The 13,989-nt window shown below is 33.1% G+C and carries 17 protein-coding genes; all 17 read right to left on the reverse strand.

Features of this window, described 5'->3' with window-relative positions:
- Positions 1 to 150: 150 nt before the first annotated feature.
- Positions 151 to 591, reverse strand: a complete 441-nt coding sequence (locus B9N53_RS05805) for a C-GCAxxG-C-C family protein (RefSeq protein ID WP_094204092.1) — start codon at positions 589 to 591, stop codon at positions 151 to 153.
- Positions 584 to 1,504, reverse strand: a complete 921-nt coding sequence (gene arsS, locus B9N53_RS05810) for an arsenosugar biosynthesis radical SAM (seleno)protein ArsS (protein WP_094204093.1) — start codon at positions 1,502 to 1,504, stop codon at positions 584 to 586. Before arsS ends, B9N53_RS05805 begins: the two co-directional genes overlap by 8 nt.
- A complete protein-coding gene (locus B9N53_RS05815) occupies positions 1,501 to 2,448 on the reverse strand; it encodes a (Fe-S)-binding protein (RefSeq protein WP_094204094.1) in 948 nt (315 codons plus the stop codon). The genes arsS and B9N53_RS05815 overlap by 4 nt, the downstream gene beginning before the upstream one ends.
- A complete protein-coding gene (locus tag B9N53_RS05820) occupies positions 2,423 to 3,085 on the reverse strand; it encodes a TIGR04283 family arsenosugar biosynthesis glycosyltransferase (RefSeq protein ID WP_094204095.1) in 663 nt (220 codons plus the stop codon). Before B9N53_RS05820 ends, B9N53_RS05815 begins: the two co-directional genes overlap by 26 nt.
- A complete protein-coding gene (locus B9N53_RS05825; protein ID WP_094204096.1) occupies positions 3,057 to 4,538 on the reverse strand; it encodes a TIGR04282 family arsenosugar biosynthesis glycosyltransferase in 1,482 nt (493 codons plus the stop codon). The genes B9N53_RS05820 and B9N53_RS05825 overlap by 29 nt, the downstream gene beginning before the upstream one ends.
- 54 nt (positions 4,539 to 4,592) lie before the next feature.
- Entirely contained in the window at positions 4,593 to 5,363 is a 771-nt protein-coding gene (locus tag B9N53_RS05830) for a rhodanese-like domain-containing protein (RefSeq protein WP_094204097.1), read from the reverse strand.
- A 101-nt stretch (positions 5,364 to 5,464) separates the two neighbouring features.
- A complete protein-coding gene (locus tag B9N53_RS05835) occupies positions 5,465 to 6,361 on the reverse strand; it encodes a 4Fe-4S binding protein (protein ID WP_094204248.1) in 897 nt (298 codons plus the stop codon).
- Entirely contained in the window at positions 6,354 to 6,506 is a 153-nt protein-coding gene (locus B9N53_RS09260; protein WP_094204098.1) for a CD1871A family CXXC motif-containing protein, read from the reverse strand. The genes B9N53_RS05835 and B9N53_RS09260 overlap by 8 nt, the downstream gene beginning before the upstream one ends.
- Positions 6,507 to 6,520: 14 nt before the next feature.
- The gene (locus B9N53_RS05845) at positions 6,521 to 7,675 is read right to left on the reverse strand and encodes a TlpA family protein disulfide reductase (protein ID WP_094204099.1); all 1,155 of its coding nucleotides are present in this window, start codon (positions 7,673 to 7,675) and stop codon (positions 6,521 to 6,523) included.
- A gap of 219 nt (positions 7,676 to 7,894) precedes the next feature.
- Entirely contained in the window at positions 7,895 to 8,293 is a 399-nt protein-coding gene (locus tag B9N53_RS05850; RefSeq protein WP_094204100.1) for a hypothetical protein, read from the reverse strand.
- A complete protein-coding gene (locus B9N53_RS05855) occupies positions 8,283 to 9,023 on the reverse strand; it encodes an NAD-dependent protein deacylase (protein ID WP_094204101.1) in 741 nt (246 codons plus the stop codon). The genes B9N53_RS05850 and B9N53_RS05855 overlap by 11 nt, the downstream gene beginning before the upstream one ends.
- Positions 9,016 to 9,924 (reverse strand): DMT family transporter, encoded by a 909-nt coding sequence (locus B9N53_RS05860; RefSeq protein WP_094204102.1) that lies wholly within the window; start codon positions 9,922 to 9,924, stop codon positions 9,016 to 9,018. The genes B9N53_RS05855 and B9N53_RS05860 overlap by 8 nt, the downstream gene beginning before the upstream one ends.
- Positions 9,924 to 10,379: an 8-oxo-dGTP diphosphatase gene (locus tag B9N53_RS05865; RefSeq protein WP_094204103.1), complete on the reverse strand. Its 456-nt coding sequence runs from the start codon at positions 10,377 to 10,379 to the stop codon at positions 9,924 to 9,926. The genes B9N53_RS05860 and B9N53_RS05865 overlap by 1 nt, the downstream gene beginning before the upstream one ends.
- A gap of 9 nt (positions 10,380 to 10,388) precedes the next feature.
- A complete protein-coding gene (gene mobB / locus B9N53_RS05870; RefSeq protein WP_094204104.1) occupies positions 10,389 to 11,396 on the reverse strand; it encodes a molybdopterin-guanine dinucleotide biosynthesis protein B in 1,008 nt (335 codons plus the stop codon).
- Entirely contained in the window at positions 11,393 to 12,574 is a 1,182-nt protein-coding gene (locus B9N53_RS05875; RefSeq protein ID WP_094204105.1) for a molybdopterin molybdotransferase MoeA, read from the reverse strand. Before B9N53_RS05875 ends, mobB begins: the two co-directional genes overlap by 4 nt.
- 10 nt (positions 12,575 to 12,584) lie before the next feature.
- Positions 12,585 to 13,220, reverse strand: coding sequence for a formate/nitrite transporter family protein (locus B9N53_RS05880; protein WP_094204106.1), 636 nt, complete (start codon positions 13,218 to 13,220; stop codon positions 12,585 to 12,587).
- Positions 13,221 to 13,222: 2 nt separating this feature from the next.
- Positions 13,223 to 13,975, reverse strand: a complete 753-nt coding sequence (gene fdhD / locus B9N53_RS05885) for a formate dehydrogenase accessory sulfurtransferase FdhD (RefSeq protein ID WP_094204107.1) — start codon at positions 13,973 to 13,975, stop codon at positions 13,223 to 13,225.
- Positions 13,976 to 13,989: the final 14 nt, after the last annotated feature.

Here is a 13,989-nt window from a genome sequence, read left to right on the forward strand (position 1 = left end):
ATCGCAAACTCGCCTTCGCTCAAACAGTGCGATTTTAGCCGGATTTTTTCGATTTGAAATCAAGCCAATTTTTTCCGTATGATATTCTTAGCATTAGGATTTTTAAATCCACACTTAAAAAGCTGCCTACCAAAGTAGACAGCTCTCTTTTTATTTTTCTTCAAACATTTCCTCTAATATATCTATTGCATCGTTCACAGCTTGTGGACATTTTCTTTGCATTGTGTTTTCTTGTTCGATTTTTTCGAGATTTTCTGCTATATTATCTCCCAATATTTCTTCACAAATTATCGTAGATTGTTTTTCTTTGAATTTGGTATCGAATTCGAACATTTTTTTCACTAGTTCGACTTTCTTTTCACCTTCATTTGGCTTTGAGTGGCCGTATTTGATTCCCAAAACCATGTAGGCACCAGTTACTGCTCCACAAGTCATTCCCTTGTACATTCCACCTGTAAATGGTGATGCGATTTTTGTAACAAGTTCCTTGTCTACGCCCAAATCATCTGCAAAATATCTCAATACAACTTGTGCACAATCAATTCCTTCTGTAAATTGTTGCCAGATTTCTTCGTTAGTTAATTTACTCATCCAATGCACCTCCACAACTTGAGCCACTTCCTGCAGTACATCCGTAGCAGTAATCTTTCCACACGATTTCTCTGGATAAATCCTTCACATCGATTAAATCTTTGATGTTTTGGTAGTCTTTCATTGGTACTTTTTCTGCTAAGTGGAAGTCGCAATCGTGAAGATTTCCCAAACTATCCACAGAAATTTGGAATCTGCACATTATATTTTCGCAAGTTTCTTCGTTGTAATTATCTTCCAATAATTTCATGTAATCTTCATATTCGCCTTTTTCGATTAGGAAATCTCTGAAATATCCGATAGGCATATTTGTAATTGTAAACAAATTGTTGAATACTACATCTTTCTTTTTCAATTCGCGTTCGTAATCAGATTGAAGATTTGATTGTTCTGGTGGCAAAAATCCTCCAAGTGGATTGTAAACCAAGTCCAATTCTTTTTCAGTTCCGTATCCCATTTCGTTAAGTCTTTTCAAATTGGCGATGACTTTGTCGTAAACTCCATCACCTCTTTGGCTGTCTACGTTATCTTGTGTGTAGCAAGGAAGAGATACTACGATTTTGATTTTTTCTTTGTCAAATAAATCCATTAATTCCTTGTTTTTTTCGATATCTGTGGCGTTCGTTCTAATAATAAGTTCGTCCGCTCTTTTCAAACATTCCTTCATAAACCACACGATTTCTGGATGTGTTGTTGGTTCTCCCCCTGTAATATCCACAGTTTTCATCTTGTGGTTATCCAAAAACTTCAAGCAATCTTCCATAGTTTCCATGCTCATTTCTAAGTTTTCGCTGTTTTTCATAATGTAACAGTGTTTACAACGCAAATTACATTTTTCAGTAATGTTTAATTGTAGAGTTGTAATGTCACCTGTTATATTAAATTTTTCAGGTATTCTGTCTTCGAATCTCATTTTCTCCCCCTAAATTTTCCTTTTAATGCATTTTTAAAAAAGCTTGGATCGCATTTTTCATCTATACCAACCATTTTACTTACAAAATGGTGTACTTCATTATTTGCCACAAACTTGGATGAACAAGTCGCACAATAAGTATACATTTTTTCATTTTTGATGGAGTTTTGCATTTGAGTTGCGATTTCTTTTTCGCTTTTTCCTGCAATTCCACCAGCTCCACAGCAGTTTGTGCTTATGTATTTATTGTTAAATCCTTTGATATGATTTTTGATTTCTTCAAATATTATATGATTGTATCTGTCAGAACATGGAAAGAACACATTTACTTCCTCGTCGATATCTTGAATCATATTTCTTTCTTCAAGCCATTTGAAAATCGTGATGACTTCTACCGACAAATTTTTGTAGAATTTGTGGAAACAGTTTGGACACACGCACACAATTCTTTCGACTTCCTTGTCCTTGAGTTCTTTTTCAAATCTTTCCATGTAATTATTTTCAAATCCCGTATAATCACTTGGAAGATTGCAACAATCTATTGAATAATCAAATCCTTCTTTGTTGAACAATTCCATTAAATATTTTGTAGTATCTGGATAAAACGCTGGGAAATTACAGCCCAAATACAACAAATCTTTTGTTTTTCTGTCGGATTTGTTTTTGAAGAAATAATTTTCTTTTTGTTTTTTAACTGATTCGAACTTTGGATTTGCTTTTCTATGAATAAGTGAAATCTTTTTTCCATCCAAATCAACTGGACACACTGCCTCACATTTCTGACACAAGAAACAAGAAAACGCCAAGTCTTGTCTGTCTGCAAAATCTTTTAAGTTAATCTTGTATTTAGTCAAAAACGGACAACATTTTGTGCATTTACCACAATCAATACACTTGTCTTTTACTTCTTGTAAGTAATCATTTGTACTTTTGTTTGATATCATCTACGCTTTCCCCCTTGCGATACATATATTGGCATTTTTGCATCATCCACATAGTCCTAAAAGGACCATTTTTTTGAAATCTACGCGATGAAGAATATATCCTCATTTTTGAAAGGAAGATTTTGTATCCTTTTTCTTTAACCCTAATCGAAAAATCGTAATCTTCCATTAAATCTATATTTTTAAATCCACCCATCTCGTTGTAAAACTCTCTCGTGAAAAACATCCCCTGATCACCAAAAGCGATGTTTCTTTGTCTGACACGATTGCTAGAATTAAATGCGACAATTTGCATTATAAACTGTTTTGGAACAAACGAAATACTGAAACAACCCATTTTATAATTTTGTAAAACTGATTTGATTTCTTCTTTTGGATTTTCCTTGAAAAAAGTATCCGCGTGAAGAATCAGAATTATTTCCCCTTTTGAATTTGCAATTCCATTTATAATTTGATTGCCGCGACCTTTGATGCTTCTAATTGGATTATATCCTCTGGCTCTGATTTTTTCAAACGTGTCGTCATCGCCACTCACGCTGAAAATCACTTCGAACTCATCATCAAAAACATCCAAACGATCGATGAATCTGTCGATTTTGTCAGACTCATTATACACCGGCACTATTACTGAAATCATTCGCTTTTATAAACTCCCATATATTATCCAAAAATCCATCCGATAAATACGCTTTTATCTTTTCGAAAGCAAATCCACTATCTCTGTTATCATCTACGTATTGCGTGTATGCCATCGAACACCAAGTTATTCCCCTGAGGCATGTGAACAGCAAATACTTCACGAATTTTTTCCTGTCGACTTTTGTTTTTGATAATTTGTCGTATTCATCTAAGAAATGATCCATTGTGTCGTTGTCAAAAATCACATCAGTCTTCCAAAAAGTCGTCGTCGGTGCCAAAAAATGTGCCAAATCTTGTTCACGTTCTCCTATAATAGGCTTTTCCCAATCTATAACGTAAGATTTTTCTCCTATTATGAAGTTTTTGTTGTTGAGTTCAGTATTTATAAGGCAAGGATTTTCAAGTGTAGAATCAAGCCCCAAATTTTTGATGTATTTTAGCATATCAGAAATTTTTTCTTCGGTCGTGTTGTTTTTCTTGTCCCATTTTTTATAATGAGAAAACATCTCCGTAAATTCGTCGAACATCATCTTAAAAGGACTGTTTGCTTTTATAAAATCTTGTCCTGTAACATCTAATGAATGAATTTGCGAGAGCAAATACGCTGCAATTTTCAAATCAGTATGATAATCCAAATCTCTTCCAATCAAATATTCTTCCGTAAGATAAGAAATTCCCGACAATTTATCACGTTTCAAATCGTAAGCCTTCGCAGTTACGTTAGATTTTTCTAAAAATTTCAGCGCATTATATTCGTATTCGATTTGATTGTCCAAATGCATTTGCGATCCACGCGCAATTCTTATCAAATAATCATCATCGATCAGATAATTCGAATTGTACTCGCCTTTTCCGAGTAATTTGACGTTTTCTGATTTGGATATGTATTTTACAAAATCAATGTCAGTGTCGATATCGTGAGTTTCTCTCAATTTATGATACGACAAATCATTTTCTATCAAACTATTTTCCAAATCGTTTTCTACATTTGGATTAGAATATTTTTTGTTTTCAAACAACACGTCGTGCGCTTTTTTCATTCCAATAAGACTATAACCGCCGTCTTCAGTTGGACTGAATACTACATCGTTATTTTCTAATTTGTCAAAAGCTTCTTCGAAAATCTCACCATCAAAATCAATTATATCTGAGCCTATTAAAACCACCTTGGAATAACCAAGTGACAAAACTTCTTTTATAGAATTGTTCATTCTTTGACCAATATCATCACCTGTTTGTTTGGTGCAATCATAGGGAGAATTTTTCGTGTAATCGTCAAATAATTCGTCTGGCGTTAGAGATAAGAAAACTTTGTAATTTTTGAGAATTTTTAAGTTATTGTCTATCAAATTACCGCTGAGTTTTATTCTTTGATCTTCTGATAAAATTGTCGACAATCTCGTTTTAGAATTTTTATTTGGAATTTTTGTCATTAAAATTACTGCGTTCATGTTATCTCCTGTAAAAAAAGCGGCCCATACTCTGAGCCGCTTAAATTTTTTAAACTATTTTACTAATTCGTAATCGTGTTCTTTAGTTCCATCTAAAGAGTTGAATACGTCTTTGTTTCCTCTGTCGATTAGTTTTTGTGCTAATTGACCAGATTTGTTTCCAGAATAGCAATAAGTGTAAACTGGTTTATCTGTAGGAATTTCTGATAATCTTGCATCAGCTTCGTCTAATGGAATATTGATAGCATTTTTGATGTGACCTGCATCATAATCTTTTTTATCTCTAACATCAACGATTACGTTGTTAGTGTCTTCAGAAGCTTTTACTAAATCTTCTGGTAAAATGTTAGCGAATTTAACTAATTTGTATTCAAATTTCTTAACGCCTTCTGCGTTTGTAACGTCTTTGAATCCGTTATTTACTAAAATTTCAGCAGCTTTTTGGCTCTTTTTACCTGTGTTGCAAACTGTGATTACAGCTTTATCTTTGTAAGCATCTAACTTAGAAACTTCTTGTTCAAAAGTGTCGATTGGCATATTGATAGCCCATTTTACGTGACCTTGGTCGTATTCTTCTTTGCTTCTAACGTCAACAACCAATACAGTTTCTTTTTTCTTCTTATCTTGTTCGATTGCTTCAAGATCAGCGCCCTTCATTTCTTTGATGGCTGCTTTTTCTTCTGTCTTTTCTTCAGTTTTTTCTGCTGGTTTTTCAGCATTTTGTTCTGTTTTAGTATTATTGTCAGCTGGTTTATCTGAATTATTTGAACATCCAGTAACAGTTAAAGCTGATACTAAAGCTAATGTTAATAAAAGTTTTTTCACAATAAATTCCTCCTAAAAATCTTTTCGATAACATTGTATCATACAGACTCTACAATTTCCAAGATTTATTTATTGAAATTTCCTATAAATGATTTTGAGTATTATTTTTTATCTCTTATTCCACAGCTTATAGCATCAACTGGACAGGCGTTTTTACATCTTGCGCATCTGATGCATTCTTTGTGATTGCAATTTTTCGTAGGATCTATGTTCATTTGGCACACTTTCTTGCACCTTCCACAACTTATACATTTATTCTTGTCCAATCTGTATTTGAAAATTGAAATCGGATTGAAAAATGAATAAATCGCACCCAAAGGACAAATATATTTACAGAAAGGTCTGTACATCATTATTGAAAGTAAAATTGTGAGTATAAGAATAGTTCCCTTCCAATAATACAAAAATCCAATCGCTCCTCTCATGCTTTTGTTCAATAACACCAGAGGAATTCCACCTTCAAGCATTCCTATCGGACAAATCAATTTGCAAAAATAAGGCGATCCTTGTCCCAAAATATCCACCACAAACATCGGCAAAATTATTACGAAAATTAGTAAAATAAAATATTTTAATTTTCTCAAATGTTTGTCGTATTTGAATGTTTGTATTTTCTTAAAGAAAGGAATTTTGTACAATAAATCCTGAATTAAGCCGAATGGACACAACCACCCACACACAAATCTTCCCATCAAAGCACCAATAAAAAACAAAAATCCGACTATGTAATAGCTAAACTTGAAGTTCGAATTTCCAATTACAGCCTGTAATGAACCTATCGGACAACTTCCTTTTGCTCCAGGGCACGAATAACAATTCATGCCCGGAACACAGATTTTCTTCAAATTTCCGCCGTAAATTTTCCCAGTCTTAAAGCCTTCTATATAAGAATTTGTAATCAGAAACCACAGTGATTGGAAAGCATGTCTGAAACGGTCCATTATTTTGTATTTATTTTTCTTGTTTCCAAATTTTAGTAAATTTTTTATCTTATCCAATTCCAATACACTCCATGCAAATTCTTATAGCCTTATCCAACACGACTTTAACTTCTCCGTTATTATATCCATAATAAATCATGCCAACAGATAAAAATAAAATCATGATAGGAAAAATTCGGCTATGAATAAATTTTTTGTACATTTGAATCACCAATTTTATTTGTTTTTCAAATTAGCTAATTCTTTTTCTATAACTTGTTTCCATTCTTCTTTTGATTTTGCACCAGAATAAGTTTCTCCAACGATATTTCCCTTTTTATCTACGAAGAAAGTTTCTGGCATTGCTTGAATACCGTTTAATCTTCCGTTAAAGTTTGTCTTGTCAGGCATCAAGAATGGATATGAAGCTTTTGTTTTTTCTTGGATTAATTTTGATTTTTGTAATGCGTCATTGTTTACGCCATTATCATCAACAGTATCTGTAACAACGCCAACTATGTTTACGCCTTTGGACTTCATTTCCTTTTGAACTTCTGATAAATCAGGAATTTCATTCACACAAGCACTGCACCAAGTTGCAAACACATTTACCATTGTAAGATCGTATTTTTCAAAATCTTTGTTTGAAAATTCCTTGCCATTGATATCTTTTGTAGATAAATTACCCAATCCTTTTACAGATTTTTTGTCAAATGCTTCTGTATTTTCCAAATCTGTTTTTTCAGATAAAACAAATCCATTTTCTGGACGTGGTTTTTTATCTATAATATCAATCTGAGTATTAGCAAATTCTTTTGCAAAGCCCTCATCCATTTTTCCTTTTATGCTTATGTAGTAAGTGAACTTACCATCTTTTGATTCTCCGATTTTCTTATGATTGTCACATTTTGTGATTTTAGCAATCTCAGCTTCGGACATGTTCTTGTCAAACATTCCAATAGTTCCAACTCTTTCAAGTTCTTTTTGCCACTTTTCGTATCCATCACCCATCTTATCCACTACTGCATTTTTTTGCTCTTCAGTCATTTTACCGAAAGTAAGCATTGCATATTTCAATTCTTTGTCGATAGGGCTTTGTTCATCCAGCATCGCTATCTTCTTGTCCGTCATATCTTTTTTAACTTGTTCTGAAAGCTTGAACTTCAATCCCAAAAACTCATATACAAATTCATCTTTTGGTTTTAATGAATAATCAGAAGGTTTGAATTTTTCATTTTCTTGTTTTTTATCGTCCTTCATTCCCGCTTCTTTTGGACTTACCACTTTAGTTTCTTTTCCCGTATTTCCACTAGATTTTTGGCATCCAACTGCTCCAACGCTAAAACACAAAGCTAGTAGCAAAGTTGTTCCTTTTAAAACATTTTTTCTCATAATTTCCTCCATAAAATATCTAAGTTCATTTTAGATAACACGGTCTCGTGTGATCTGATATTATATTACGATAGTTTTATGAAATGTTCGTGAAATTATTGTTTAAAAATAAAGTCGCAATTGATAAGACTATAATCCTCATTTATAGCAATAAAAAATCTACTACTTTTTCCGTAGTAGATTTGTAACATTATTAGCATATTTATTTTTTCAAAATAATTAACTTTTCTTCACAAATTTATGTCCACAATGAGGGCAAGTTACTTTGATTTTCCCTTTATTTCTTGGAATTTTCATTTCTTTCTTGCAGTTTGGACATTTAATGTACTTCTTGTCCTTGGAATTTAAAGCTCTGATTTTATATTTTTCAAAAAAATCTGTCATAGGTTTTACAGCCTTCGCGAATTTTTGATTTTCAACCATTCTTTGATATTTATTTACAGAAAAAACTCTGAAAATCCCAAAATACACAATCAAAATCATCGTAATGACTTCTATAACTCTGTTTTTAAATTTTAAATTAATCAAAGAAAGTATCAGAGCGACTACTATCATAGTCTTCGACAAAAAATCCACTCCGTACACTTTTTGCAAATAATTTTTGATTTTATCTTTCATCAATATCCCTCGTCACATATTCTAAAGTTTTTGCGATATCGTCGTGAATGACGATATTTGCCATATTGTCGTAGCTTGTACGATCCAGATTAATCAGTATCAAATTATCTCCTCTAAAATAATTGATAAGACCACTTGCAGGATACACGACAAGTGAACTTCCAGCTACAATCATCGTGTCTGCTTTATTTATCCAATTGATTGCTTTTGCAAATTCACTTTGTGGTGGAACTTCTCCGTACAATGTAACATCTGGACGCACAACACCTCCACATTTTTCACATTTGCAAGGTCTGTTTTGTTTGTAATAATCCAAATCGTATTTTGCACCACAATTTACACAATAATAATCTCTTAAATTTCCGTGAATTTCTGCGATATTTTTCGTTCCAGCCATTTTGTCCAAACTGTCGATATTTTGAGTAATAACGCCAAGAAGTTTGTTTGCTTTTTCTAATTTCGTCAAAGACAAATGAGCTTTGTTTGGTTTTACTCCATCAATAATCAAATTTTCCAAAACATAATTCTGAAATAAATCGGGACGTGTCACGAAAAATTCGTGGCTCAACATATATTCCGGCGAAAAATCGCTGTCGTTTTTCTTGTTGTAAAGTCCCGTTGCAGATCTAAAATCCGGAATTCCAGATGCAGTAGACACCCCTGCTCCACCGAAAAACACGATCTTGTCACTTTGTTCTACAATTTGTTTTAATCTTTCAACATCATTCATTATTTACACTTCCCTTTGCTCTTCTTTCTTGAAATCTAGTTGAAACTGCCAATATCATCACCGACAAAAATATCATAAAACAGCCAAGCAATCTTCTTGGATCTGTAGTTTCGTTAAATAAAATAATTCCTAAAATTACAGATGTAATTGGTTCCAATGTCGAAAAAATAGTATACGTGCTGACACCTGCATTCACTATGGAAAGTTGAATGAACAACGTGCCAAATACAGAAACTAAAATCGAAATCACGAATGCAATTATCCACGCGTATCTTGATAAAGACAACGTAAAATCTCCAGTAATAAGTCCAAATATCAAAAGCATCGTTGAGTTAATCGCGCAATTGTAAAATGTAACTTTGACGCTGTCCATATTTTTTAGCCCCGACACATCCATATAAATCAAATAAAAAGAATAAGTACAACCAGATGCCACAGCCAAGAACATTCCCAACGGAAAATTACTACTTCCACCGACGTTGTTCGCTAGTAAAATCACTCCGATTATCGATGCAATAAGTGAGACGAATTTGTATTTCGTCATCTTTTCGTTTAAAAACATAACTGAATACACTGTTACAATCGTAGGAAAAATAAAATGGATTGAAGTTGCAAGTCCTACGGAAATGTATTGGTAGGATGCATAAAGCATTGTCATCGTGATACAACCACCGATGCTACACATCAAAATCAGTTTTTTCAGTTCTTGTTTTGTAACTTTGAGGCTGACATTTCTGCTTTTTAATGAAATTATCAAAAATGGAATTACGAAAAATCCCCTCAAAAAAGAAGTCATAATTACGTTACTTCCATTGCTCAGAGTTTCCCTGACCATAATCGGTGTAAATCCGAATATCAACGCCGATATTATGGCGAACATCATTCCTTTAGCTTTTCTCACTATTTATAACACTCCTTTTTTACGCATTTATTATCTTCGTAATAAAGCACGATTTCAGAATATTTCCCGTCGTAAATAGCGAAAATTTCATCCATAGAATCGCTATGTCCATCCATATTTTTTAATTCTTCGTAATCGATAAATTCCAACGTACCTTCGACATTTTCCTTTACCAATTCTCCAGAAAAATCGTCAGTTTCGTACAAAAACCCGATAATTCTGTCGTTGTTGTCAATGTCGTACCAGCTAATCATTCCAACGTATTTTATGTTTTCAATATCCAGATTAGTTTCTTCCTTCGCTTCTCTGATGACAGATTCAGTAATAGATTCTACCTTTTCGACATGACCACCTGGAAAAGTCAACCCTTCCCAGCCGTATTTTTTTACTTTATCTAAAACCAAAACCTCATTTCCACGATTGATTTTTATCATATTGCACAAAATATTTTCCATAAATACCTTCTAAATTTTAAATTTTCGAATAATGTAGTCTGCAAATTCCGAAACATCATTGATATCAAAATTATCGTAACCCTCAAAAATTCTGTCGCTGATAATTCCGTATTTGTTCTCATCGCTACACACTAAATCATCTGTAAGAGTACATTCGTATTTTATGAAATCGGAATCCTTCATCCCTTCGATAATAATCAAATCGACATCGTCCAATAATTTTATCAAATCATAAATATTTCTACTCCTACCATCTAATTTAAAGTATTTATCGTTAAAAATCAAGGTCTGACAAGCGCCGTACTCTTTATAATAAAAAGTGTCCGTATCTTTGAAATCAAGCTCAAAATCGTGACCGTCATGCTTTACTACAGAACAGGTTTTGTTTCTATTTTTTAATTCTCCAACAAGATTTTTAATAAAAGTAGTTTTGCCGCTATTTTTCTTGCCGCAAATACAAATCAAAGGCGTCGCATTTTGCTTCAGTTCTTCAGGATAATTAATATTTACAAATTCATCCTCAAAAATCGTATATTTCAAATTGATAAATTTTGCATCGATTTTCTTAACCAAATTCATCACACGATAATCTTTACTTTCAAGCATTTCTTCGATAATAGGAATTATTTTCTTAGAAAAAATCCCACAAGTAGGATAGCACCTTTCATCTGTTTCAAAAATTACAGCTTCATCTGAAAAACTTGCGATAGATGCAGCAAAATCCACCAAATCAGATTTTACATTTATCATATCGCAAGAAGTTACAAATACATATTCATTTGTAGAATTTTTCAAAATCTCCAAGATTCCACTCAAAGGTCCCACTTCAACATAAGTATCCTTCACGGTTTTAATTGGAGAATAGTCAGCTGTATTAGATGAAACAATTACTTCAAAGTCTTTGAACCTGTCAATCAATTCTTCTATAAAAGTGTGACCGTAAAAGTTCAAATCAAACTTATCTTGACCCATTCTCACACTTTTTCCACCAGCCAATATTCCTACAGAAACTCTCATATTTCACCCAAATATATATAATCCACGCTTGAACCTACTTCCAAGCTTTCGTTTTGTTTTTGAAGTAAAAGGGCGTTACAATTTGTCAAATCTTGTAGCATAGAATTCTTGTGCTTATCAAAAATCGTAATCTCAGAATCTTTAACAAAACATCTTACGTATCGTTGAAGCTTCGATGGTTTCATGCAACCTTTTACAACTTTTCCTTTTTCAAATTGTTTTACATTTAATCCATAATATTTATTGTACAAATCCCAAAATAAAACTTCGAAATTACAAAAAGCCGCAAACGGACTTCCAGAACACGACAACACTATAGCATCAGATACTTTTGATGCCATCACAGGTGTTCCAGGCTTCATGGCAATTCTATGAAACAAAACTTCTCCGATTTGTTCCATACAAGATTCCATCAAATCCTTCTCACCAACACTAACTCCACCAGTTGTTATCACAACATCTGATTTTTGTGTAAGATTTTTCATTTCTCTTATAATTGATTCTTCATCATCCATGCAGTTTTTTTGTTCGACAACTTCCACGCCTGAATTTTTCAAAATAGATTTCAATGTATAAGTTGTTGAACTGTAGATTTTTCCCGGTTTGTAATCATCACCAGGATACAACAATTCTGAGCCTGTCGATAATAGCGATACTTTTAATTTTCTGTAAACCTTAACTTTTGAATATCCATTTGATGCCAAAATCGATAAATCAACAGAAGATATCCTAGTGTCTTTAGGAATTAACAACTCCCCTTTGGACACATCTTCGCCTTCTTTGATGTAAAAATCAAATGGTTCGTAAGATTTTTTGATTTCAATAAAACCATCTTCTACTTCGCAGTCTTCTTGTTTTACAATCGCATCGTAGCATTTCGGTACAAATGCTCCGGTCATAATTCTCACGCAAGTATTTTCTTCGTATTCAAAATCGTTGCAATCTCCAGCAAAATTCGTCCCGATAATTTTCTTCTTCGATAATTTGTCAGAATCTTTGCTGCTTACAGCGTATCCATCCATTGCACTTTTTGGATAAGGAGGATTGTTGAACTTCGCCAGCACATCCTCCGCCAAAACTCTATTATAAGCATCATCGATATCAATTTCTTCAATATCAGATGCTTTTTTTTGTGTTTTTCTAAGAATTTCCTTTGCTTTTTCTACTTGTAATAACATTCATTAAACCTTATTCGCTTTTTAATTTTGTGTTTATATTTCTCATTGTTGGAATCAAAATCCCGCCCACTACATTACCCAAAGTAATGACAATTAGAGCGATGATTGTTTGTGAATTCCACATTCTCGCCATTTGAATGTAAAACATATCTGCAATACTGTGTTCAAATCCGACCAAAATAAATACCATAATACTCATTATAATTCCCAAATATTTTCCAATTTCGTGAGGATTGTTTAAGTATTGATCCACAGCGTGAACAACCATAATATTACAGAAAATTCCCAAAACAAACAAACTAATCAAAGTATCATCTGCTTTTACTTGAACCAATTTTGTGGATTTTTCGATAAGTCCAGGAGCGACTCTCGTAAGACGAACCAATTCCGCTACGATAATACTACCGACCAAATTTCCAACCCACACCATTAAGCACCATGGCAAATAAGTTTTTACATCATTACAGAACAGATATCCAACTTTCCCTGTAAATAAATTATACTTTAAAGTACACACAGCAAAAAGTCCCAAGCTGAACATAAATGCCCCGACTATTTTATTGTTTAGGCTCAAAAACGCAACTCCACCCATAGCAATAAATGCCCCTGCCATAATGGCATACAAAAAATCCGCGAATTTTTTCATAATTAATCCTTCTTTCTAAAATCCTTATAAATATTTAAACGACTTTGTTTGCAAAAGCCGATTACGGACAAGTTATATTTGCTAGCTAATTCCAAAGAAATATCCGTTGGTGCACTTCTAGAAACTATAACAGAAATACCTGAATTGACACATTTTTGAACAATTGATGAAGGAATTCTTCCAGAGGTAAATGCAATTAAATCAGATAGTTTTTCTCCATTTAACACTGCAGTACCCACAGCCTTGTCGAAAGCATTGTATCTTCCAATATCATCACATTGGCAGATTATTTCTCCATTTTTTGCCAAAACAACAGAATGCACATTGCCAGTTTCTTTGAATAACTGCGATCCCGATAAGTTAAAATTGGAAATCTTCAACAACGTTTCTTCGTCCCAATCAATCGGAGTGACCGACTCATCTCTGTTAGTAAAATTGTACGGAACGTTTTTATAATCTCCACTTTCAGTAGTCACATGACTTGGAGTGTTATCGATATCTTTTAAAGTAACATCACAAACATTCCCGTCAATTTTAATATCTACATTTTGTATATCTTCTGGCCTTACAATATTTTCTGTTATAAGATATCCCGTAACAAGTTCTTGTAAATCCTTTTCAATACACAAAAGCTTAACAATTGGTTTGGAATTAATATTGATATCCAACAAAAATTCTCTCAAAATAACATCTTCAACTTCTTCTATAACTCCGTCGTTATATTTCTTAAGCATTACTTTTTTTTCAAATTTCATAATCTCTCCTTTAT

The organism is Finegoldia magna (assembly GCF_002243175.1).
GTDB classification, from domain to species: Bacteria; Bacillota; Clostridia; order Tissierellales; family Peptoniphilaceae; genus Finegoldia; species Finegoldia magna_J.

Coding starts and splice junctions, on each gene's coding strand:
- B9N53_RS05865 (WP_094204103.1), bottom strand. CDS start 10,379: ATGGAAAATATTTTGTGCAATATGATAAAAATCAATCGTGGAAATGAG.
- B9N53_RS05845 (WP_094204099.1), bottom strand. CDS start 7,675: ATGAGAAAAAATGTTTTAAAAGGAACAACTTTGCTACTAGCTTTGTGT.
- fdhD (WP_094204107.1), bottom strand. CDS start 13,975: ATGAAATTTGAAAAAAAAGTAATGCTTAAGAAATATAACGACGGAGTT.
- B9N53_RS05820 (WP_094204095.1), bottom strand. CDS start 3,085: ATGATTTCAGTAATAGTGCCGGTGTATAATGAGTCTGACAAAATCGAC.
- B9N53_RS05855 (WP_094204101.1), bottom strand. CDS start 9,023: ATGAATGATGTTGAAAGATTAAAACAAATTGTAGAACAAAGTGACAAG.
- mobB (WP_094204104.1), bottom strand. CDS start 11,396: ATGAGAGTTTCTGTAGGAATATTGGCTGGTGGAAAAAGTGTGAGAATG.
- arsS (WP_094204093.1), bottom strand. CDS start 1,504: ATGAGATTCGAAGACAGAATACCTGAAAAATTTAATATAACAGGTGAC.
- B9N53_RS05825 (WP_094204096.1), bottom strand. CDS start 4,538: ATGAACGCAGTAATTTTAATGACAAAAATTCCAAATAAAAATTCTAAA.
- B9N53_RS05815 (WP_094204094.1), bottom strand. CDS start 2,448: ATGATATCAAACAAAAGTACAAATGATTACTTACAAGAAGTAAAAGAC.
- B9N53_RS09260 (WP_094204098.1), bottom strand. CDS start 6,506: ATGTACAAAAAATTTATTCATAGCCGAATTTTTCCTATCATGATTTTA.
- B9N53_RS05805 (WP_094204092.1), bottom strand. CDS start 591: ATGAGTAAATTAACTAACGAAGAAATCTGGCAACAATTTACAGAAGGA.
- B9N53_RS05850 (WP_094204100.1), bottom strand. CDS start 8,293: ATGAAAGATAAAATCAAAAATTATTTGCAAAAAGTGTACGGAGTGGAT.
- B9N53_RS05875 (WP_094204105.1), bottom strand. CDS start 12,574: ATGTTATTACAAGTAGAAAAAGCAAAGGAAATTCTTAGAAAAACACAA.
- B9N53_RS05880 (WP_094204106.1), bottom strand. CDS start 13,220: ATGAAAAAATTCGCGGATTTTTTGTATGCCATTATGGCAGGGGCATTT.